The organism is Streptomyces sp. NPDC104202, from assembly GCF_055584185.1.
The window spans coordinates 30,473-50,291 of sequence record NZ_JBVJMN010000013.1 but is presented as its reverse complement, the minus strand read 5'-3'; the positions used below and the strand labels follow the sequence as shown (position 1 = coordinate 50,291).

The window sequence follows — 19,819 nt, the reverse complement described above, 5'->3', positions numbered from 1 at the left end:
GCTCAGCCGGCCGGCGCGAAGGCCGCGTCCATCTTCCGTGCGGCGTCGTCGGCCGCCGCCTTGACCGCCTTACGGCCGCTGACGATCTCCTGGAACATCGTGGGCAGGACCTGGGAGGCGTCGACCTGGCCCCAGCCGGGGGACGCCGGGACGAACCGGGTGCCCGCGCCGAGGGTGTCGGTGAAGGGCTTCACGAAGGGCTGCCGGCCGGCCGCGGCGGCGCGGACGTCGGTGTAGGTGGGCAGGAAGCCCATGGCGTCGAAGAGCTTGGCCTGGGTGTCCTTGCCGGCGAGGGACTTCAGCAGGTCGACGGCGAGGGTGCGGTGGGTGGTGCTCCGCAGGACGCCGATGTTGTTGCCGCCGGCGAAGGCGGGGGCGATGCTGCCGGGGGTGGTGCCGGGCAGCGGGACGACGGCGTACTTGCCCTTGACGGTGCCGGCCTCGACGGCCGCGTGGCTGAAGTCGCCGCCGATGGCCATGCCGGCCTTGCCGGCGGCGAAGGCGGTGACGGTCGCGTTGCCGCCCATCTGGGCGCACTTGGCCGCGGGGCAGTTGTCGTCGCCGAAGAGGGAGGTGTACGTGGTGATGCCCTGAAGGGCGGCGGGGCTGTTGATCGCGGCCTTGTGGGTGTCGCCGTCCGCGGTGGCGAGTTCGCCGCCGGCGGCCCAGACGAAGGGCATGGCGCCGTAGGTGTAGGCGCCGCCGACGGCGATCCCGTAGAGCTCGGGCCTGGCCTTGCGGATCTTCTTCGCGGTGCTGACGAGTTCGGCCTGGCTCTTGGGGGCGGTGAGGCCGAGCTCCCGGAAGACGTCGGTGCGGTAGTAGAGGGCGCGGACGCCGACGAAGAGCGGGGCGCCGTAGACCTTTCCGGCGACGGTGACGGACTGCCTGGCGGTGGCGTCGGCGTCGGCGGCCTCGTCCCAGGCGGCGAACTCGGCGCTGATGTCGGCGAGGCCGCCGTCCTTGACGTATCCGGCGGTGTCGGTGTTGCCGTACTCGATGAGGTCGGGGGCGGACCTGGGGTCGTTGAAGGCGGCCTTGACGCGCTGGGCGCGGGTCTCGACGGGGATGTACTCGACCTCGACCTTCGTGCCCTGGTGCTTCTTCTCGAAGGCGGCGACGGCCTGGTCGACGACCTGTTCCTTGGGCTTGTTGCCGACCTCCTGGAAGAGCCAGACGCGCAGGGTGCCGCTCTTGTCGTCCGTGGCGGCCCCGCCGCCGGAGGTCTGGGGGGCGCAGGCGGTGGCGGTGAGTCCGGCCAGCAGGAGCAGGGCGGCCGGGGTGGCGAGGCGGGCGGGCAACTTCATGACGGAATCCCCTCCGGACGAGCACGTTGCAGCATGTGCAATGGGTGTTTCGTGCTGCACAACACGCGTGAGGTTAGGCCGCGTTCCGGCGGGCCGACAAGAGGTCTCGACCACCTCAACCACTCCGTGACCGGCGGAAGCACCCTGTGCAACGGCGTCCGGCCGCGCCGCCGACCGGCCCCGGACATACGAGAACGGCCCCCGTCGCACGTACCGAAGTACGTGCGACGGGGGCCGTCCCCGGCGTCAGGACCCGCTTACTTGTCCTTGCCGCCCTTGTCCTTGTCGCCTCCGCCGGCGCCCATGGAGTCGTAGATCTCCTTGCACATCGGACAGACCGGGTACTTCTTGGGGTCACGCCCCGGCACCCAGACCTTTCCGCAGAGCGCGACGACGGGGGTGCCGTCGAGGGCGCTCGCCATGATCTTGTCCTTCTGGACGTAATGGGCGTAGCGCTCGTGGTCGCCGTCACCGTTGGACACCTGCGGCGTCGGCTCGACGAGGGTCCCCGTACCTGCCCCGCGCTCGGGCTCGAGAGTGCTCATAACCGCCAAGGGTACTGAAAGCCGGGGGTTCAGTTGAGGGACGGGTCGTCCGGGTAGGTCGCGATCATCGCGAGCTCGCCGCGCTGGCGGCGCAGCACCTGCCGCCAGAGCGTCTCGGGCTGCGGCGAGGAGACGTCGCCGGGCTCGGACTCGACCACGTACCAGGCGCCGTCGCCGAGCTCGGACTCCAGCTGGCCGGGGCCCCAGCCCGCGTATCCGGCGAAGATCCGGAGGGAGCCGAGCGCCGGGCCGAGCAGTTCCGGCGGGGCCTCCAGGTCGACCAGGCCGATCGCCCCGTACACCCGCCGCCAGCCGAGGGGACCCTCGTCGCCGGGGATGACGGCGACGCCGAGGGCCGCGTCGAGGGAGACGGGCCCGCCCTGGAAGACGACGCCGGGGTCACCGGCGAGGCCCGCCCAGGGGGCGAGGATGTCGGAGACGGTGACGGGGGTCGGCCGGTTGAGGACCACGCCGAGCGAGCCCTCGTCGTCGTGATCGAGCAGCAGGACGACCGCGCGGTCGAAGTTCGGGTCCGCCAGCGCGGGGGTGGCGACGAGCAGTCGGCCTGTGAGCGAGGACACCTCGGTCATGCGACACATGATCCCGCATGTTCGGCCTTCGCGTGGGTTGTCGGGCCCGTTGCGGGGAAGGCGGGGTCCGTCGCGGTCCGGAGCCGCAGGTCGGACGCGACGGCGGCGGACCCCCGGGACGCCCCGGCGACACAAGCGGACGGTGACGCTCCGCAAGATCACGGAAACAGAGGGTGTTGTGCCGAATTCATTACATCTGACAGACCCCCCGAGGCATCCGATCGGGGTCTCATAGACCTTTACCCTTTTCTCTGGCCACCCGACCGACCCCACTCCGGAACGCGAGATTCATGACCGGCACAGACGATGTCCTGCTTGTCCACGGCGGAACCCCGCTGGAGGGCGAGATCCGCGTCCGCGGCGCGAAGAACCTCGTGCCCAAGGCGATGGTCGCCGCACTGCTCGGCAGCGGCCCCAGCCGCCTGCGCAATGTGCCCGACATCCGTGACGTCCGCGTGGTCCGCGGACTGCTCCAGCTGCACGGAGTGACGGTCCGACCGGGCGAGGAGCCCGGCGAGCTCGTCCTCGACCCGACGCACGTCGAGTCCGCCAACGTGGCCGACATCGATGCCCACGCGGGTTCGTCGCGCATCCCGATCCTCTTCTGCGGCCCGCTGCTGCACCGCCTCGGCCACGCCTTCATCCCGGGCCTGGGCGGCTGCGACATCGGCGGCCGGCCCATCGACTTCCACTTCGACGTGCTGCGCCAGTTCGGCGCCACGATCGAGAAGCGGGCGGACGGCCAGTACCTGGAGGCGCCGCAGCGCCTTCGCGGCTGCAAGATCCGGCTGCCGTACCCCTCGGTCGGCTCGACCGAGCAGGTGCTGCTGACCGCGGTGCTCGCCGAGGGCGTCACCGAGCTGTCGAACGCCGCCGTGGAGCCCGAGATCGAGGACCTGATCTGCGTCCTGCAGAAGATGGGCGCGATCATCTCCATGGACACCGACCGGACCATCCGGATCACCGGTGTCGACCGCCTCGACGGCTACACCCACCGGGCGCTCCCGGACCGCCTGGAGGCGGCCTCCTGGGCGTCGGCGGCGCTGGCCACCGAGGGCAACATCTACGTGCGCGGCGCCCAGCAGCGCTCGATGATGACCTTCCTCAACACGTACCGGAAGGTCGGCGGCGCCTTCGAGATCGACGACGAGGGCATCCGCTTCTGGCACCCGGGCGGCTCGCTCAACGCGATCCACCTGGAGACGGACGTGCACCCCGGCTTCCAGACGGACTGGCAGCAGCCGCTGGTCGTGGCGCTGACGCAGGCCTCCGGCCTCTCCATCGTCCACGAGACGGTCTACGAGTCCCGGCTGGGCTTCACCTCCGCGCTGAACCAGATGGGCGCGCACATCCAGCTGTACCGCGAGTGCCTGGGCGGCTCCGACTGCCGCTTCGGCCAGCGGAACTTCCTGCACTCGGCGGTCGTCTCCGGCCCGACGAAGCTCCAGGGCGCCGACCTGGTCATCCCCGACCTGCGCGGCGGCTTCTCGTACCTGATCGCGGCGCTGGCGGCCCAGGGCACCTCCCGGGTGCACGGCATCGAGCTGATCAACCGCGGCTACGAGAACTTCATGGAGAAGCTCGTCGAGCTCGGCGCCAAGGTCGAGCTCCCCGGCAGCGCGCTGGTGTAAGGCCTCACGGGCCCGCAAGGGCCCGTACGGGCACGAACGAAAGGGCGGCCACCCCCTGACAGGGTGGCCGCCCTTTCGGCGCCTACAGGCTGCCTTGCTTGCGCTCGGCTGCCTTACTTGCCCTTGGCGGCTTCCTTGAGCTTCGAGCCCGCGGAGACCTTCACGCTGTAGCCGGCCGGGATGTTGATCGGGTCGCCGGTCTGCGGGTTACGAGCGGTGCGAGCGGCACGGTGGGTGCGCTCGAAGGTCAGGAAGCCGGGGATGGTGACCTTCTCGTCGCCCTTGGCGACGACCTCACCGACGGTCTCGGCGAGAGCGGCCAGCACGGCGTCGGCGTCCTTGCGGGTCACCTCGGCGCGGTCGGCCAGAGCGGCCACCAGCTCACTGCGGTTCATGTTGTTACTCCCGTGTTCTTCTTGCCTGTGAGGCGTGCCACGCGGCGGAAGCCGCGTGATTGGGTACAGCGAAGCCGATGCTGCCAGGGCCTTCGGACAGTCCCCGGACCCGGGTCTAATGACAGACCCTCGCGCCCAAACACGCATCCTGCCCCTACCAGCGGCGGGAACGCCAATCCGGCACCCCCTGGGGTCACACGAAAAGCGCCAGAGCCCCCGCCGTGGTGACGTTCTGTCGACTCCCGCCGACTCCACGAAAGCCACGCGGAGCCGAAAAGCCACCCTAAAGGCGGGTTTACGGCTCCGCGAATCGCGACGCGCCGTCAGCGCCCGCTCGGCGCACCGCCCGCGCCCGCCGCCTTCGCCGCGGTGCGCACCGCGCCGGCGACCGCGCCCGCCACCTTGTCGTTGAAGACCGAGGGGATGATGTAGTTCGGGTTGAGCTCGTCCTCGGTGACGACGTCGGCGAGGGCCGAGGCCGCCGCGAGCATCATCTCCGTGTTGACCGTACGGGACTGGGCGTCCAGCAGGCCGCGGAAGACACCCGGGAAGACCAGCACGTTGTTGATCTGGTTGGGGAAGTCCGAACGGCCGGTGGCCACGACGGCGGCCGTCTGGCGCGCGGCGGCCGGGTCGACCTCCGGGTCGGGGTTCGCGAGCGCGAACACGATGGCGCCCTCCGCCATGGCGGCGACGTCCTCGGCGCCCAGCAGGTTCGGGGCCGAGACGCCGATGAAGACGTCCGCGCCGACGACGGCCTCCTTGAGGGTGCCGGTGACGCCCTCCGGGTTGGTGTTGTCGGCGATCCAGCGCAGCGGCGAGTCGGCCGGGGCGTCCACCAGGTCGGTGCGGTCGGCGTGCACGACGCCCTGGATGTCGGCGACGACGGCGTGCTTGACGCCCGCCGCGATCAGCAGCTTCAGGATGGCCGTACCGGCGGCGCCGGCGCCGGACATGACGACCCGTACGTCGCCGATGCCCTTGCCCACCACGCGCAGGGCGTTGGTGAGGGCGGCCAGGACGACGATGGCCGTGCCGTGCTGGTCGTCGTGGAAGACCGGGATGTCCAGGGCCTCGCGCAGCCGGGCCTCGATCTCGAAGCAGCGCGGCGCGGAGATGTCCTCCAGGTTGATGCCCGCGAAGCCGGGGGCGATCGCCTTGACGATCGCGACGATCTCGTCGGTGTCCTGGGTGTCGAGGCAGATCGGCCAGGCGTCGATGTCGGCGAAGCGCTTGAAGAGGGCCGCCTTGCCCTCCATGACGGGCATCGCGGCCATGGGGCCGATGTTGCCGAGGCCGAGGACGGCGGAGCCGTCGGTGACGACCGCGACGGTGTTGCGCTTGATGGTGAGGCGGCGGGCGTCCTCGGGGTTCTCGGCGATCGCCATGCACACGCGGGCGACGCCCGGGGTGTAGATCATCGAGAGGTCGTCACGGTTGCGGATGGGGTGCTTGGCCGCCATCTCGATCTTGCCGCCGAGGTGCATCAGGAACGTGCGGTCGGAGACCTTGCCGAGGACGACGCCCTCGATGGTGCGCAGCTGGGCGACGATCTCGTCGGCGTGCGCGGTGGACGTCGCGGCGATGGTGACGTCGATGCGGAGCTTCTCGTGGCCGGAGGCGGTCACGTCGAGGCCGGTGACGGATCCGCCGTGGGACTCCACCGCCGTGGTGAGCTGGGAGACCGCGGTTCCGCTGGCGGGAACCTCCAGCCGGACCGTCATCGAATACGAGACGCTGGGCGCCGTTGCCATGGCCGAGTTCCTCTGCTTTCCCTGAGCTTCGTTGCTACGCCGCCCCGGCTGGTTGCCTGGCGGCGCCCTCCGATGGTCGCACCTACCTGCCGGTAGCAGGTAATGCGGTCATTTTGTTTTCGGAAAGTAGTTTCCACCATACGAGAGATGCTGGGGAAACAGAAGAGGCCCCGGTCACCAGAGGTGACCGGGGCCTCGACTTCGTACATACGTCTAAGTGGCACCGACCCGCCATGCTCGCCTCGCGGCAAGTGGTCCCTCTGAGGGACGAAGGTTGGGCCCGGGGGCTTGGATCGAGCCGGTGCCACGACAAGGCTAACAAACCACCCTGCGTGGTGATTCCAGCGCCACAGGTTGACCTGAAATCGGTCCCGCGCCCTTGACCGGCCGCGGGACCCGGCTCTCACCGGCTCAGTCCCGCAGCAGATCCGGCACGCCGTCCTCGTCCGGCAGGTCCCCGGCCCCCGCGACGACCGTCAGCTGCTGCGTCGCCCGCGTCAGGGCCACGTACAGGACTCGCAGGCCCGCCGGGGACTCGTCCGCGATCTCCGCCGGCGAGACGACCACCGTGGCGTCGTACTCCAGGCCCTTGGCCTCCAGGGAGCCCAGCGCCACCACCCGGTCGCCCAGCTCGGCGAGCCACCCCGCCGCCTCGGCGCGCCGGTTCATCGCCACGACGACGCCGACCGTGCCCTCCACCCGGTCCAGCAGCAGTCGCGCCTCGGACCGTACGGTTTCGGCCAGATCCGCCTTCTCCGGGACCGAGACGAAGCGGGGTTCGACCCCCGTCGAGCGGACCGCGCGCGGCGACTCCTTGCCCGGCATGGCGAGCGCGAGGACCTTGGCGGCCAGCTCGGCGATCTCCGCCGGGTTCCGGTAGTTCACCGTCAGCTCGAAACGGCGCCGCGGCCGGTTGCCCAGCGCCTCGTCCCGGGCCTCCGCGGCCTCGTCCGGGTCCGACCACGAGGACTGCGCCGGATCGCCGACCACCGTCCACGTGGCGTGCCGGCCGCGCCGCCCCACCATCCGCCACTGCATCGGCGTCAGGTCCTGGGCCTCGTCGACGATCACGTGCGCGTACTCGGTGCGCTCCGCCGCCAGCCGCTCCGCCCGCTCCCGCTGCGTCTCCTCCCGGACCGGCATCAGCTCCTCCAGGCCCGAGAGCTGGTCCAGCGGGTCGTACTCGCGCTTCTTGCGGGGCCGGGCCGGGGCGCCCAGCAGCGTGTGCAGCTCGTCCAGGAGCGCCACGTCGTGCACGGACAGCGCCCGGCGGCGCAGCGCGCGGGCGAGCCGCCGGACCTCCCCCTGGTTGAGGATCCGGCGGGCCCAGCGGCCGAGCCGCCGCTCGTCGGCCATCGCGTCCAGGACCTGACGCGGCGTGAGCTCCGGCCACCAGGCGTCCAGGAAGGCGAGGAAGGAGTCTTCCGTGGAGACGTCCTCGTCGAAGGAGGAGCGCAGTTCGGCGGCGAGTTCGGGATCGCTGTGCCGCCCCGAGGCGCCGGACTTCGCGTACAGCGCGTCGAGCAGCAGCCGGCGGGCCCGCGGACGCAGCAGGTTGACCGGGGCGGTGCCACCGAGGACGTTGTGGCGGATGCGGCGCAGATCGTCCGCCTCCAGCTCGATGCGGCGGCCGAAGGCCACCACCCGCAGGCGCGTGGGCGTGCCCGCGGGCACCGCGGCCCCGTCCTCGGCCGGCTCGGGCTGGTTCCGCGGGGCCGGGGTCTCCAGCGCGCCGCGGGCCGCCTTGCGCAGCACGTGGAGCATCCGGGACGAGCCCTTGATCCGGGCGACGGCCGGGTCGTCGTACGCGGTCGCCTCGGCGCCGTCCACGAGACTGCCGACCGCGCGGATCGCCACCTGGCCCTCCTCGCCCAGGGACGGCAGGACGCCCTCCGTGTACGAGACGAGCAGCGGGGTCGGCGAGACGATCAGGATGCCGCCCGCGTACCGCCTCCGGTCCTGGTAGAGCAGGTACGCCGCTCGGTGCAGCGCCACCGCCGTCTTGCCAGTGCCGGGGCCGCCCTCCACGTACGTCACCGACGCGGCCGGCGCCCGGATGACGAGGTCCTGCTCCGCCTGGATGGAGGACACGATGTCCCGCATGGTGTGGCTGCGGGCCTGGCCGAGCGCGGCCATCAGCGCGCCGTCGCCGATGACCGGCAGCTCGCGCCCGTCCAGCGTCGCCCGGAGCTCCGGACGCATCAGGTCGTCCTCGACCCCGAGGACCTGGCGCCCCTTGGAACGGATCACCCGCCGGCGCACCACCCGGCCGGGGTCCACCGGCGTCGACCGGTAGAACGGCGCGGCGGCGGGAGCCCGCCAGTCGATCACCAGCGGCGCGTAGTCCGAGTCCAGCACGCCGATCCGGCCGATGTGGAGGGTCTCGCCGATCTCGGCCGTGCTGTCGGGGCGCACGGCGTCCTCGGCGGGCTCCACGGACGTGTAGGCGCCGTCGGGCCCCTTCTTGCCGTCCTTCCCGTACAGCAGGTCGATCCGCCCGAAGAGGAAGTCCTCGAACTCGTTGTTGAGCCGGTTGAGATGGATGCCGGCCCGGAACACCTGCGCGTCGCGCTCGGCGAGGGCGCCGGGCGTGCCGACCTGGCCCCGCTGGGCCGCGTCGTTCATCAGGAACTCCGCCTCGTGGATCTTCTCCTCGAGACGGCGGTAGACCTGATCCAGATGTTCCTGCTCGACACCGATCTCACGGTCCCTGACCGTGTCCACGGCTTCCTGCGCGGCCACCTAAGGCCCCCTTCTCACGTGCACTGGGCAGCCGTCGAGCGTACGCCACCCCGCTCCCCCATGCCAGGCACGCCCCCACGCAGCGCCAGGACACTTCGCACCCGAGGTCCGCCGGCCGACCACGCCCCCCCTGGCCCGCCCGCCGTGTGACCCGCGCCGGAGCCTGGGCGGCGCACGATCCGGCGGCAGGGGCCGGAACCTGGCTTGCCCACCCGTGTGGGCAATCGTCCCGCTGGGGCGGGACGGGTGGGCACACGGGACGGCGCCCTAGGCGGCGCCTCCGCCCCTTGCGCCTGGACCCGCACCAAGCTCTGTGCGCCGCACAACGGGGTGCGGGCCCAGGCGCGGAAGCCTAGGCCCGGCAGGGGGCGCCGTTCCGTTGTGCCCACCCGTTCCGCCCCAGCGGAACGACTGCCCACAACGGGGCTGGCACCGGCCGCGGGGGCCGGCGCCGGCCCAGCGGAACAGTTGCCCACAACGAAGGTGGCACCGGCCCGTCCCACGGGCAGGCACCGCCCCAGCGGAACGAAGGCCACAACGAGGCGGCAGCGGCCGCGGAGGCCGGGGCGGGTGGTGTCAGGGCGAGGGGCGGGGGGTGGCCGCGGGGTCGAGGGCGAGGCGGTAGCCGCGCTTGACGACCGTCTGGATGAGCTTCGGCGTCCCGAGCGCCGCCCGCAGCCGCGCCATCGCGGTCTCGACGGCGTGCTCGTCGCGCCCGGCCCCCGGCAGCGCCCGCAGGAGGTCGGCGCGGGAGACGACCCAGCCGGGCCGGCGGGCGAGGAGGCCGAGGAGGGCCATGCCGGCGGGCGGGACGGGGCGGAGGGCCCCGTCGACGAGGACGGCGTGGCCTCGGACCTCGACGCGGTGGCCGGCGACGGGCAGGACCCGGGAGCGGCCGGGGAGTTCGCGGCAGAGCAGCTGGACGAGGGGGCCGAGGCGGAAGCGTTCGGGCTGGTACGTGTCGATGGCCTCGGCCTGGAGGGGCAGCGCGGTCACGGGGCCGACGCAGACGGCGAGGACGTCGTGCCGGAGCGCCTGGACGAGTGCGTCCCGTACGCCCTTCTCCTCGGCCCGGGAGAGCAGGGAGACGGCGGCGGGCGCGCTGGTGAAGGTGACGGCGTCGAGGGTGCGGGCGAGGACGGCGTCGAGGAGCCGGTCGAGGGGGCCGGTGTCCTCGGGTGCCATCCAGCGGTAGACGGGGACGCCGACGACCTCGGCACCGCCCGCGGTGAGGGCCTCCACGAAGCCGGGAAGCGGCTCCCCGTGCAGCTGGAGGGCGATGCGGCGGCCCTCGACGCCTTCGTCGAGGAGCCGGTCGAGGACCTCGGCCATGGACTCGGAGGAGGGCGACCAGGACTCGGTGAGTCCGGCGGCGCGTACGGCGCCCTTGACCTTGGGACCGCGGGCGAGGAGTTCGACGTCGCGGAGGGCGCCGAGGAGCCGGTCGCCGTGACCCCAGCCCTCGGCCGCCTCGACCCAGCCCCGGAAGCCGATCGCGGTGGTGGCGACGACGACGTCCGGGGTGTGGTCGATGATCTCCTTGGTGGCGGCGAGGAGTTCGGCGTCGTCCGCGAGGGGCACGATCCGCAGCGCGGGCCCGTGGACGACGGCCGCGCCGCGCCTGCGCAGCAGCGCGATGAGTTCGTCCGCGCGCCGCGCCGCGGTGACGCCGACCGTGAAGCCGGCCAGGGGGCCGTGTTCTTGCTCGTCCATGAGGCCCGAGCCTGACGGGGACGCGTGTCGGGCGGGGTTCGCCCGTATTTCCTGGTCGTTACGGTCCGCGCCGGTCACCGGGGATCACACCTGCGCGTAGCCGGGGCGGGGCTCCGGGTCCGTGACGGCCTCGGCGGTCTCGGGCACGGCGGAGGGGCTGCGAAGGTATACCGCCCAGGTGACGGTCATGCAGGCCGCGTAGAAGGCGAGGAAGGCGACGAAGGCGCCGGTGCCGGTGCCCGCGGTCTGGAAGGACTGTCGGAAGGCGAGGTTGATGCCGAGCCCGCCGAGTGCGCCCACGGCGCCGATGAGGCCCATGGAGGCCCCGGACAGGCGTCGTCCGTAGGCTTCGGCGGGCTCGCCCGCGAGGCCCTTGCGGTGTCCCTGGGCGAGGAAGATCGCGGGGATCATCTTGTAGGTGGAGCCGTTGCCGAGGCCGCTGAGGACGAAGAGTCCGATGAAGCCGACGAGGAAGACGGCGAGGGACTCGGCGACGGAGGCGTAGATCACCACGCCGGTCGCGGCGGCCATGGCCGCGAAGGTCCAGAGGGTGATGCGGGCGCCGCCGTGGCGGTCGGCGAGGGAGCCGCCGACGGGCCGGATGAGGGAGCCGAGGAGCGGGCCGATGAAGGTGAGCGAGGCGGCCTGGAGCGGGGTGCGGCCGAACTGGGTCTGGAGGACGAGGCCGAAGGCGAAGCTGTAGCCGATGAAGGAGCCGAAGGTGCCGACGTACAGGAAGGCCATGATCCAGGTGTGGCGGGCCCGGACGGCCTCCTTGACGGCCCCGGTGTCGTTCTTGACGGGGGCGAGGTTGTCCATGAAGAGCGCGGAGCAGACGGCGGCGACGACGACCAGGGGCAGGTAGACGCCGAGCACGATCCGGGGGTGGACGGCGCCGGCGGTGCCGATGACGAGGAGGCCGACGAGCTGGACGACGGGGACGCCGATGTTGCCGCCGCCGGCGTTGAGGCCGAGGGCCCAGCCCTTCTTGCGGAGCGGGAAGAAGGCGTTGATGTTGGTCATCGAGGAGGCGAAGTTGCCGCCGCCGACGCCGGTGAGCGCGGCCACCAGGACGAAGGTGGTGTACGAGGTGCCGGGCTCCATGACGGCGAAGGCGAAGCCGATGGGGAGCAGGAGCAGCAGAGCGCTGAAGATCGTCCAGTTGCGGCCGCCGAAGCGGGCGACGGCGAAGGTGTACGGGATGCGGATGAGCGCGCCGACGAAGGTGGCGGTGCCGATGAGGAAGAACTTGCCGGCGGCGTCGATGCCGTACTGCGGGCCCATGAACAGGACCATGACCGACCAGAGGCTCCAGACGGAGAAGCCGATGTGCTCGGAGAAGACGGAGAAGAGCAGGTTCCGGCGGGCGATCCGCTCGCCCTTCTCGCGCCAGAAGACCTCGTCCTCCGGCTCCCACTGTTCGATCCAACGGCCGCTCATGTCGCACCTCCGCGGGTGTCGGGTCCCGAGGCGTCCACAGCCCCGGGTCCCCGTGTCGCCGACGCTAGGGAGGCCGCGTTTCAGGCCGGTGCCGCGAGGTGACGGGTGCGGAACCTTGCTCTCACCCGGAGCGCGGGGCCCCTGTGAGCGCCCCCGCATTCTGGTCCCGGCCCTCTCCCGCCCCGCTCAAGCCGTACTCGACGCCGGTGCGGCCCTCCGCCCGGCCCGGGCGGTGCCCGTCGCCGGCAGCCCCGGTTCGTCGGCGGGGAGCCAGGAGCCGGCGGGGCGGGTCCGCCAGCCCTCCTGGGCGCCGATCTCCGCGGCGGCGGTCCGCAGGGCGTCGAGGGCGGGGTGACGCAGTCCCTTGCGCCACACCAGGCTCACGGGTGACAGGGGTACGGGGTCGACGAGCGGCCGCAGGACGCAGTCGGGCATGGGCGGGAAGTCGACGACGGCGAGGACCGGGTGGCGGTTCTTGGCCATGACGCGCCGGAACTCCTCGGGGCCGACGGCGAGCGGCGCGGGCGGGGCGACCTCGATGCCGCGTCCGGCGAAGAGGCGGGTGGCGAGGTCGGTCCACTCGGGGGTCCGGTCGTTGCCGGCGCCCGCGTAGACCCGTTCGCCGGCGAGTGCGTCGAGCGGCACCTCGGGCAGGGCGGCGAGGGCGTGGTCCTGGGGGAGGAGCACGGCCATCCGCTCGTACCGGACGAACTGGGCGTCGAGCCGGGCCATGAGGCCGGCGTCGAGGCCGCCGTACCGGCCGAAGGAGGTGTCGAGGCGGCCGGCGAGGATCTCGCGCACGGCGCCGGTCAGGCCGCTCTCGAAGCGGGCCATCAGCTCCTGGTCGGGGGCGAGTTCGCGGGCCCGGCGCAGGATGCGCTCCTGGACGAGCCCGGGGGTGTTGAGGTCGGCGAGGAGGGGGCGCTGGGCCGCGCGGAAGGCGTCGAGGAGTTCGTCGTGGGCGGCCGACACCCGGCGCGCGTACGGGAGGAGCCGCTCGCCCTCGGGGGTGAGGGCGACCTGCCGGGTGGTCCGTACGAACAGTTCGGCGCCCAGTTCGCGCTCCAGGCGCCGGATGTCGCGGCTCAGGGCCTGCTGGGCGACGTGGAGGCCGGCGGCGGCGCGGGTGAAGTGGAGTTCCTCCGCGACGGCGGTGAAGGCGCGCAGCAGCCGGGGGTCGATGTCGTACGAGGGGGCCATCGGCGCATTCAACAACACGGGTGCGTGAATGGCCACCGATCAGGTGTTGGACCCCCGCGGGCGGCTCCGGCGAGGCTGGTGCCATGCCGAGACCGGACCTCACCCTGACCCCGGCGGGCCCGGCCCTCGCCCCCCGCTACCGCGCCGCCGCACCCGCCCGGCGGGCGCCGCGCAACCCGTATCTGCGGCTCTTCGCCCTCCCCGGGACCCGTGCGTTCACCGCGGGGAACCTGATCGCCCGGCTGCCGGCGGGGATGTTCGGGATCAGCGCCGTGATCATGATCGCGGCCGGCTACGACTCGTACGCCCTGGCCGGCGCGGTGACCGCCGCCGGGCTGGCCGCCGGGGCGGTGGCCGGCCCGTGGATCGCCCGGCTCGTCGACCGGCACGGCCAGGCCCGGGTCGCGGTCCCGGCGACCTTCCACGCGGTCCTGGGGCGGGTGGTCCTGGTCGTCTGCGTCCACGAGCGGGCGCCGGCCTGGACGCTGTTCCTCGTCACCGCGCTGACCGCCACCCTGCCGAACACGGGCGGGATGTCCCGGGCCCGCTGGGCGCGTCTCCTGCGGGGCGACGCGGCCGCCCTGCACACCGCCAACTCCTTCGAGCAGGCCGCCGACGAGCTCTGCTTCATGCTCGGCCCGGTCCTCTCCGTGTTCCTCTGCACGGTCCTGTTCCCCGAGGCGGGCACCCTCGTCGCGGCCGCGCTGAGCCTCGGCGGGATCCTGCTCTTCGCGGCGCAGCGCTCCACCGAGCCGCCCGTCGCCGGGCGCACCTCCCACGGCTCGCCGCTGCGCGCCCCGGGCATGGCGCCGCTCCTCGCGGTCTTCCTGGCCACCGGGGCGGTGTTCGGCGCCATGGAGGTGGTGGCCCTCGCGTTCGTGGACGGGCCCGTCGCCGGCCCCGTGCTCGCCCTCCAGGCCGCGGGCTCCTGCGCGGCGGGGCTCCTCTACGGCCGCGCCCGCCGCTCCGCCCGCCTGCGCACGTGCCTCGCGGCGATGACGCTGCTGATGGCGATGCCGCTGCTCGCGGCCTCGACCGGCTCCCTCGCGGCGCTCGCCGCCGGTCTCCTCGTGGCGGGCATGGCGACCGCGCCGACGATGGTCACGGGCATGGCGCTGGTGCAGCGCCTCACGCCGGATTCGCAGCTCAACGAGGGGATGACGCTGGCTGTGACGGCTCTCCTGGCGGGCGTCTCGGCGGGCTCCGCCGCGGGCGGCTGGGCCGCCGACCACGCGCCCTTCCCCGCCTTCGGGTTCCTCCTGCCGACGGCCGCGGCGGCCCTGGCCCTCGCCCTGTGCGCGGCGACCGGCGTGGGCCGGCCCCGCACCGGGGCTTGAGGCCGGGAGCGGGGGCCGGGCGGCGCGTCCGGGCATGACGAAGGCCCGGCAGTCGTGATGACTGCCGGGCCTTCGCCCACATGGGATGAGTGGAGATGGCGGGAATCGAACCCGCGTCCAACGGTGCAGAATCAGGGCTTCTCCGTGTGCAGTCTGGTACGAGTTTCTCAGCCCTCCGGATCACCCAGACAAGTCCGGAACGGGCTCAGCCACTGTTTGATTTCCCTCCGACCCCCGTGACCGGGGCTGGAGGTTTAGATCCCTTAATGACGCCAGGATCCGGGTCGGGACCACCCCCGGGCTGACGCTCCTCACAGAGGCTTCTGTTCGTTACCTAAAATTAGGCAGCGAGGGCGAAGCGGGAGTTATCGCTCTTGGAGTTGGCGATTATTGGTTGCGACATATGGTTTACGAGATCATTGCCGCTTCCTCGACACGCTTCCCACTGCTTCGACATCCGCTGTCGAAACCGATCATCCCCATGTTGTTTTTTCAAAAGGCGCACCCTCACCGGGGTGCAGGTCCCATCGTACGTGACCGACGGGCGCCGTCGCCAGCGTATAACCGGCGCTAGGCGGACTGGGCCGCCCGCTGCTTCCGCTTCGCCGCCGCGATGGCCCGGTTCGTCTCGCGCGTGTCCTGCTTCTCCCGCAGGGTCTGGCGCTTGTCGTACTCCTTCTTGCCCTTGGCGAGCGCGATCTCGCACTTCACCCGGCCGCCCAGGAAGTACAGGGCGAGGGGCACGATCGTGTGACCCGTCTCCTGCGCCTTCGACTCCAGCTTGTCGATCTCCGCCCGGTGCAGCAGCAGCTTGCGCTTCCGCTTCGCCGAGTGGTTGGTCCAGCTGCCCTGCATGTACTCGGGGACGTGGATGTTGTGCAGCCACGCCTCGTGGTCGTCGATCTGGACGAAGCCGTCCACGAGCGACGCCCGGCCCATCCTCAGCGACTTCACCTCGGTGCCCATGAGCACCACACCGCACTCGTAGGTGTCGATGATGTGGTAGTCGTGGCGCGCCTTCTTGTTCTGCGCGATCAGCTTGCGCTCGGGCGCCTTGTCCTGTGTCTTCTTGGCAGGCTTGCCCTGCACGTTCACGAGTCCCTTTGCCATAGTGCGGTCATTTTCGCACTACGAGCCCCCTCCGAGGCCACTCAATACCGTCCGGGCCCGTTCCTCGGCCCGCTCGCCCGCCGCCAGGTCCGGCGTGATGCCGTTGCCGTCGACCGCGTGACCGGCCGGAGTGCGGTAGTGCCCGACGGTCAGCTCGGCGACGGAGCCGTCCGGCAGGGTGCTCGGCATCTGGACCGACCCCTTGCCGAAGGTGCGCGAGCCGACCGTCACCGCCCGGCCCCGGTCCTGAAGGGCGCCGGTGAGGAGCTCGGCCGCGCTCATGGTGCCGCCGTCGATCAGCGCCACCAGGGGCCGCGCCGTGTCGCCGCCGCCCTCCGCGTACACCGCCCGCTCCTCGCCCTTCACGTCGTACGTGGCGACCAGCCCGCCGTCCAGGAACGCCGAGGCGGCGACGGCGGCCTCGGCGACGAGCCCGCCCGCGTTGCCCCGCAGGTCCAGGAGGACGCCCGCGCCGGCCGGGGCGGCCCGTACCGCGTCCCGCACGCGCGTGCCCGCGCCCTTGGTGAAGGCGGCGACCCGGATCAGCACGGTGCCGTCGTCGAGCCGCCGGACGGTCACCGGGTCGGTCGCCAGCCGCGCCCGGCGCAGCGTCTGCGTCCAGGCGGCGCGGCCCCGCTCCAGGCGGAGGACGACGGACGAGCCGGGCACGCCCTCGCCGCGCAGCAGGGAGACCACCTCGGAGACGGAGAGTCCCTCGACCGCGCGGCCGTCGACGGCGACGAGCCGGTCCCCGGCCCGCAGTCCGGCCCGGGCCGCCGGGCCGCCCTCCTGGACCCGGGTCACGCGGACGCCCTTCGCGCCGGCCCGGCCCGCCGAGAGCCCCACTCCGGTGTAGGAGCCGTCGAGGGACCGCTCGAACTCGGCGTACTCCCTCTTGTCGTACACCGCGCCCCAGCGGTCGCCGCTGCGGCTGACGAACTCCTCCGCGGCCTGCTTGCCCGACTTCCCGTCGGCCATGGCCGCGGCGGCGGCCCTGCTGAGCGCGGCGCTGTCGACGGTCTGCGGATCGCCTCCCCCGCGGGCCGCGGGCCGCGCGGCGGACGCCTGCGCTCCCTCGGCCTCCTGCCGCGGCAGGGCGCCGGTGGCGGCGGCCGTGGCGAGGACGCCGGTGAAGACCAACGTCAGAACGGCCCCACGGACCAGTCCGCGGGGCCGGATACAGAGATGGTCGGTGCCGGCCGGCATGCCGCCCACTCTAGGACAAGGCGGTGGCGCCGCACGGGCTTTGGCCGTACGACGCCACGGACCGTCAGACGTGACTTCTCACACCTTGAGGTACTTGCGCAGCGCGATGAAGGCGGCCACGGCGGGCATGATGAGCCCGATGGCGATCACCAGCGGCAGCTTGGCGAGGACGGCGTCCCAGCCGATGAAGTTGACCAGCTGCATCTTGTCGGCGAGCGCGATGCCGTGGTCGATCAGGAAGTACCGGCCGACGAGCAGCAGGACGCAGGCGACGGCACCGCCGAGGAGTCCGGCGAACGCGGCCTCCATGATGAACGGCATCTGGATGTAGAAGCTGGACGCGCCGACGAGCCGCATGATGCCGGTCTCGCGGCGCCGGCTGAACGCCGAGACGCGGACGGTGTTGACGATCAGCATCAGCGCGATGATCAGCATCAGGCCCATGACGCCGAGCGCGGCGATGTTCATGCCGTTCATCAGGTCGAAGAGGTTCTGCAGGATGTTCCGCTGGTCCTGGACCGACTCGACGCCGTCCCGGCCCGCGAAGGCCGTGGCGACCACCTTGTACTTCTCCGGGTCCTTGAGCTTGACCCGGAACGACTCCTGCATCTGGTCCGGCGTGATGACGGAGGCGATGGCGGTGTCGCTGTACTGCTCCTTGTAGTGCTTGAACGCCTCGTCGGCCGACTCGTGGTGGACGTCCTCCACGATGTCCATCTTCTTCAGGTCGGCCTCGATCTGCTCCTTCTGCTGACCGGTGACCGCGCCCTTGGAGCACTTGGGCGCGGTGGCCGCGTCGGTCTTGTTGCAGAGGAAGATCGAGACGTTGACCTTGTCGTACCAGTAGTCCTTCATCGTGCTGACCTGCTCGCGCATGAGCAGCGCGCCGCCGAACAGGGCGAGCGAGAGGGCCACGGAGACGATGACCGCGAAGGTCATCGTGAGGTTGCGCCGGAGACCGACGCCGATCTCGGAAAGCACGAACTGAGCGCGCATGGGTCTGCTTTCTCCTACTCGCTACAGGCTCAGTGCTGGTATCCGTAGACGCCGCGCGCCTGGTCGCGGACGAGGCGGCCCTTTTCGAGCTCGATGACGCGCTTGCGCATCTGGTCGACGATGTTCTGGTCGTGGGTCGCCATGACGACGGTGGTCCCTGTCCTGTTGATCCGGTCGAGCAGCTTCATGATGCCGACGGAGGTCTGCGGGTCGAGGTTGCCGGTGGGCTCGTCGGCGATCAGCAGCATCGGGCGGTTGACGAAGGCACGGGCGATCGCGACGCGCTGCTGCTCACCGCCCGACAGCTCGCCCGGCATCCGGTCCTCCTTGCCGCCGAGCCCGACGAGGTCGAGCACCTGCGGCACCGCCTTGCGGATCTCTCCGCGGGGCTTGCCGATGACCTCCTGGGCGAAGGCCACGTTCTCGGCGACGGTCTTGTTGGGCAGCAGGCGGAAGTCCTGGAAGACGGTGCCCAGCTGGCGCCGCATCTGCGGCACCTTCCAGTTGGAGAGCCGGGCCAGGTCCTTGCCGAGGACGTGCACCTGGCCCTGGCTGGCGCGCTCCTCACGCAGGAGCAGTCGCAGGAAAGTCGACTTTCCGGAGCCGGAGGAACCGACGAGGAAGACGAACTCCCCCTTCTCGATCTCCAGGGAGACGTCCCGGAGGGCGGGGCGGCTCTGCTTCGGATAGGACTTGGAGACGTTGTCGAATCGGATCACGGATGCACCACGGTCGGCCGGGAGTAGGTGAGCGTGACCTTACGCGACCGGGGAAGGCCCGCGCAGTCGCGGTCCTGGCTTGCGTGCTTTATCCTTTTCGCGCTTCCGGCGGAACGGGGACGTACCGGTGGGGCGCGCCGAAACGCCGTGGAGCTGGCACAGTGGTAGGGGGAACGTCCGGGTCCCACCGGACGTTGTCCTGTTGTGTACCCCAGTGCGGGAGGAGGAGAGCGCATGACCTACGACCGACTGGTGTGCGCCAACTGCGCGGCCCCGGTCGCCGAGGGCCGCTGCCCCGTCTGCCGCGCGAACCGGGAGCGACTGACCCCCCAGGGTCCGTCGCCCGCGATGCTGCTGACGCTGGCGATCGCGCTGCTGGCGGCCATCGCGCTGCTCGCGGCCGTCCGGACGGTCTGATCCGGAAGGGCCCACGGGGCCCGTACGAGCCGGAACCACACGAAGGGCCGGGGAGCGAGGCTCCCCGGCCCTTCGTCATGCGCGGTCCGCGCGGACGCGGGTGCGTCAGGCGGCCGTGCGGCCACCGGCGACGAGGCGCGGCAGCATGCGGAAGCCGATGCCGCCGGCGATCATCGTCGCGGCACCGATGACCAGGAACGAGGTCTCGGCCGCACCGGTCTCGGCGAGCTCCTCCTTCGCCTGGCCCTGCTGCACGGGCTGCGAGCCGGCGTTGTTGGTGTCCGGGTTGTTGGTGTCGGTGTCCACGCACTCGGCGCCGTCGAGGTCGACGGTGCAGGTGCCGGCGCCGCCGTCGGTCGACGAACCGCCACCGGTGGTGGAGGTGGAGCCGCCGGTGGACGCCGAACCGCCGGCGCCGGAGCCGTTGCCGCCGGTGGCCGAGTTGCCGCCGTTGCCGTTCGAACCGGAGCTGCCGTTCGAGCCGGAGTTGCCGCCGGTGGTCTCGTTGCCGCCGGTGGTCTCGTTACCGCCGGTGGTCTCGTTGCCACCCGTGGTCTCGTTACCACCCGTGGTCTCGTTACCGCCGGTGGTCTCGTTACCGCCGGTGGTCTCGTTGCCACCCGTGGTCTCGTTACCGCCGGTGGTCTCGTTGCCACCCGTGGTCTCGTTACCGCCGGTGGTCTCGTTGCCACCCGTGGTCTCGTTACCGCCGGTGGT

The 19,819-nt window shown here is 71.9% G+C and carries 17 protein-coding genes and 1 other RNA gene; 3 read left to right on the top strand and 15 right to left on the bottom strand.

Translation table 11 applies throughout. The annotated features are described in order from the left end of the window. Positions 1 to 2: 2 nt before the first annotated feature. From ACZ60W_RS11765 to ACZ60W_RS11755, 3 genes are all read right to left on the bottom strand, one after another. Positions 3 to 1,307, bottom strand: coding sequence for an extracellular solute-binding protein (locus ACZ60W_RS11765; RefSeq protein WP_469755177.1), 1,305 nt, complete (start codon positions 1,305 to 1,307; stop codon positions 3 to 5). Between the two features lie 257 nt (positions 1,308 to 1,564). Beyond that, positions 1,565 to 1,852, bottom strand: a complete 288-nt coding sequence (locus ACZ60W_RS11760; protein ID WP_361862690.1) for a DUF3039 domain-containing protein — start codon at positions 1,850 to 1,852, stop codon at positions 1,565 to 1,567. Between the two features lie 29 nt (positions 1,853 to 1,881). Beyond that, on the bottom strand, positions 1,882 to 2,442 hold the full coding sequence (locus ACZ60W_RS11755; protein ID WP_469755176.1) for a YqgE/AlgH family protein: 561 nt from the start codon (positions 2,440 to 2,442) through the stop codon (positions 1,882 to 1,884). A 290-nt stretch (positions 2,443 to 2,732) separates the two neighbouring features. Here ACZ60W_RS11755 and murA point away from each other — a divergent pair, with 290 nt between their 5' ends. Continuing rightward, a complete protein-coding gene (gene murA, locus ACZ60W_RS11750; RefSeq protein WP_266966371.1) occupies positions 2,733 to 4,073 on the top strand; it encodes a UDP-N-acetylglucosamine 1-carboxyvinyltransferase in 1,341 nt (446 codons plus the stop codon). A 113-nt stretch (positions 4,074 to 4,186) separates the two neighbouring features. On the opposite strand, the gene ACZ60W_RS11745 is transcribed toward murA, so the two are convergent. From ACZ60W_RS11745 to ACZ60W_RS11720, 6 genes are all read right to left on the bottom strand, one after another. Next, a complete protein-coding gene (locus ACZ60W_RS11745; RefSeq protein ID WP_017237029.1) occupies positions 4,187 to 4,468 on the bottom strand; it encodes an HU family DNA-binding protein in 282 nt (93 codons plus the stop codon). Between the two features lie 323 nt (positions 4,469 to 4,791). Further along, positions 4,792 to 6,222, bottom strand: coding sequence for an NAD-dependent malic enzyme (locus ACZ60W_RS11740; protein WP_469755175.1), 1,431 nt, complete (start codon positions 6,220 to 6,222; stop codon positions 4,792 to 4,794). A gap of 411 nt (positions 6,223 to 6,633) precedes the next feature. Beyond that, positions 6,634 to 8,964, bottom strand: a complete 2,331-nt coding sequence (locus ACZ60W_RS11735; protein ID WP_469755174.1) for a HelD family protein — start codon at positions 8,962 to 8,964, stop codon at positions 6,634 to 6,636. 576 nt (positions 8,965 to 9,540) lie between these two features. Continuing rightward, positions 9,541 to 10,677, bottom strand: a complete 1,137-nt coding sequence (locus ACZ60W_RS11730) for a uroporphyrinogen-III synthase (RefSeq protein WP_469755173.1) — start codon at positions 10,675 to 10,677, stop codon at positions 9,541 to 9,543. Positions 10,678 to 10,761: 84 nt separating this feature from the next. Continuing rightward, positions 10,762 to 12,117, bottom strand: coding sequence for a nitrate/nitrite transporter (locus ACZ60W_RS11725; RefSeq protein ID WP_469755172.1), 1,356 nt, complete (start codon positions 12,115 to 12,117; stop codon positions 10,762 to 10,764). Positions 12,118 to 12,303: 186 nt separating this feature from the next. Continuing rightward, positions 12,304 to 13,317 carry a LysR family transcriptional regulator gene (locus ACZ60W_RS11720; protein WP_469755171.1) on the bottom strand — a complete coding sequence of 338 codons (1,014 nt, stop codon included), beginning with the start codon at positions 13,315 to 13,317 and terminating at the stop codon, positions 12,304 to 12,306. A gap of 83 nt (positions 13,318 to 13,400) precedes the next feature. Between ACZ60W_RS11720 and ACZ60W_RS11715 the strand changes: the two genes are divergently transcribed. Continuing rightward, positions 13,401 to 14,654 (top strand): MFS transporter, encoded by a 1,254-nt coding sequence (locus ACZ60W_RS11715; RefSeq protein WP_469755170.1) that lies wholly within the window; start codon positions 13,401 to 13,403, stop codon positions 14,652 to 14,654. Positions 14,655 to 14,741: 87 nt separating this feature from the next. Here ACZ60W_RS11715 and ssrA read toward each other — a convergent pair. From ssrA to ftsE, 5 genes are all read right to left on the bottom strand, one after another. Next, positions 14,742 to 15,135: a transfer-messenger RNA gene (ssrA, locus tag ACZ60W_RS11710) on the bottom strand. Positions 15,136 to 15,224: 89 nt separating this feature from the next. After that, positions 15,225 to 15,764 carry an SsrA-binding protein SmpB gene (smpB, locus tag ACZ60W_RS11705; RefSeq protein WP_469755169.1) on the bottom strand — a complete coding sequence of 180 codons (540 nt, stop codon included), beginning with the start codon at positions 15,762 to 15,764 and terminating at the stop codon, positions 15,225 to 15,227. A gap of 18 nt (positions 15,765 to 15,782) precedes the next feature. Continuing rightward, entirely contained in the window at positions 15,783 to 16,970 is a 1,188-nt protein-coding gene (locus ACZ60W_RS11700; protein WP_469755168.1) for a S41 family peptidase, read from the bottom strand. A 78-nt stretch (positions 16,971 to 17,048) separates the two neighbouring features. Then, positions 17,049 to 17,966 carry a permease-like cell division protein FtsX gene (gene ftsX / locus ACZ60W_RS11695; RefSeq protein WP_469755167.1) on the bottom strand — a complete coding sequence of 306 codons (918 nt, stop codon included), beginning with the start codon at positions 17,964 to 17,966 and terminating at the stop codon, positions 17,049 to 17,051. A gap of 29 nt (positions 17,967 to 17,995) precedes the next feature. After that, positions 17,996 to 18,685, bottom strand: coding sequence for a cell division ATP-binding protein FtsE (ftsE, locus tag ACZ60W_RS11690; RefSeq protein WP_030692056.1), 690 nt, complete (start codon positions 18,683 to 18,685; stop codon positions 17,996 to 17,998). A 234-nt stretch (positions 18,686 to 18,919) separates the two neighbouring features. Between ftsE and ACZ60W_RS11685 the strand changes: the two genes are divergently transcribed. Next, complete coding sequence (locus ACZ60W_RS11685) at positions 18,920 to 19,102, top strand: hypothetical protein (RefSeq protein WP_366304856.1); 183 nt, start codon at positions 18,920 to 18,922, stop codon at positions 19,100 to 19,102. A gap of 105 nt (positions 19,103 to 19,207) precedes the next feature. Here ACZ60W_RS11685 and ACZ60W_RS11680 read toward each other — a convergent pair. Beyond that, a partial coding sequence (locus ACZ60W_RS11680) for an LPXTG cell wall anchor domain-containing protein (RefSeq protein ID WP_469755166.1) occupies positions 19,208 to 19,819 on the bottom strand: 612 nt, incomplete at its 5' end.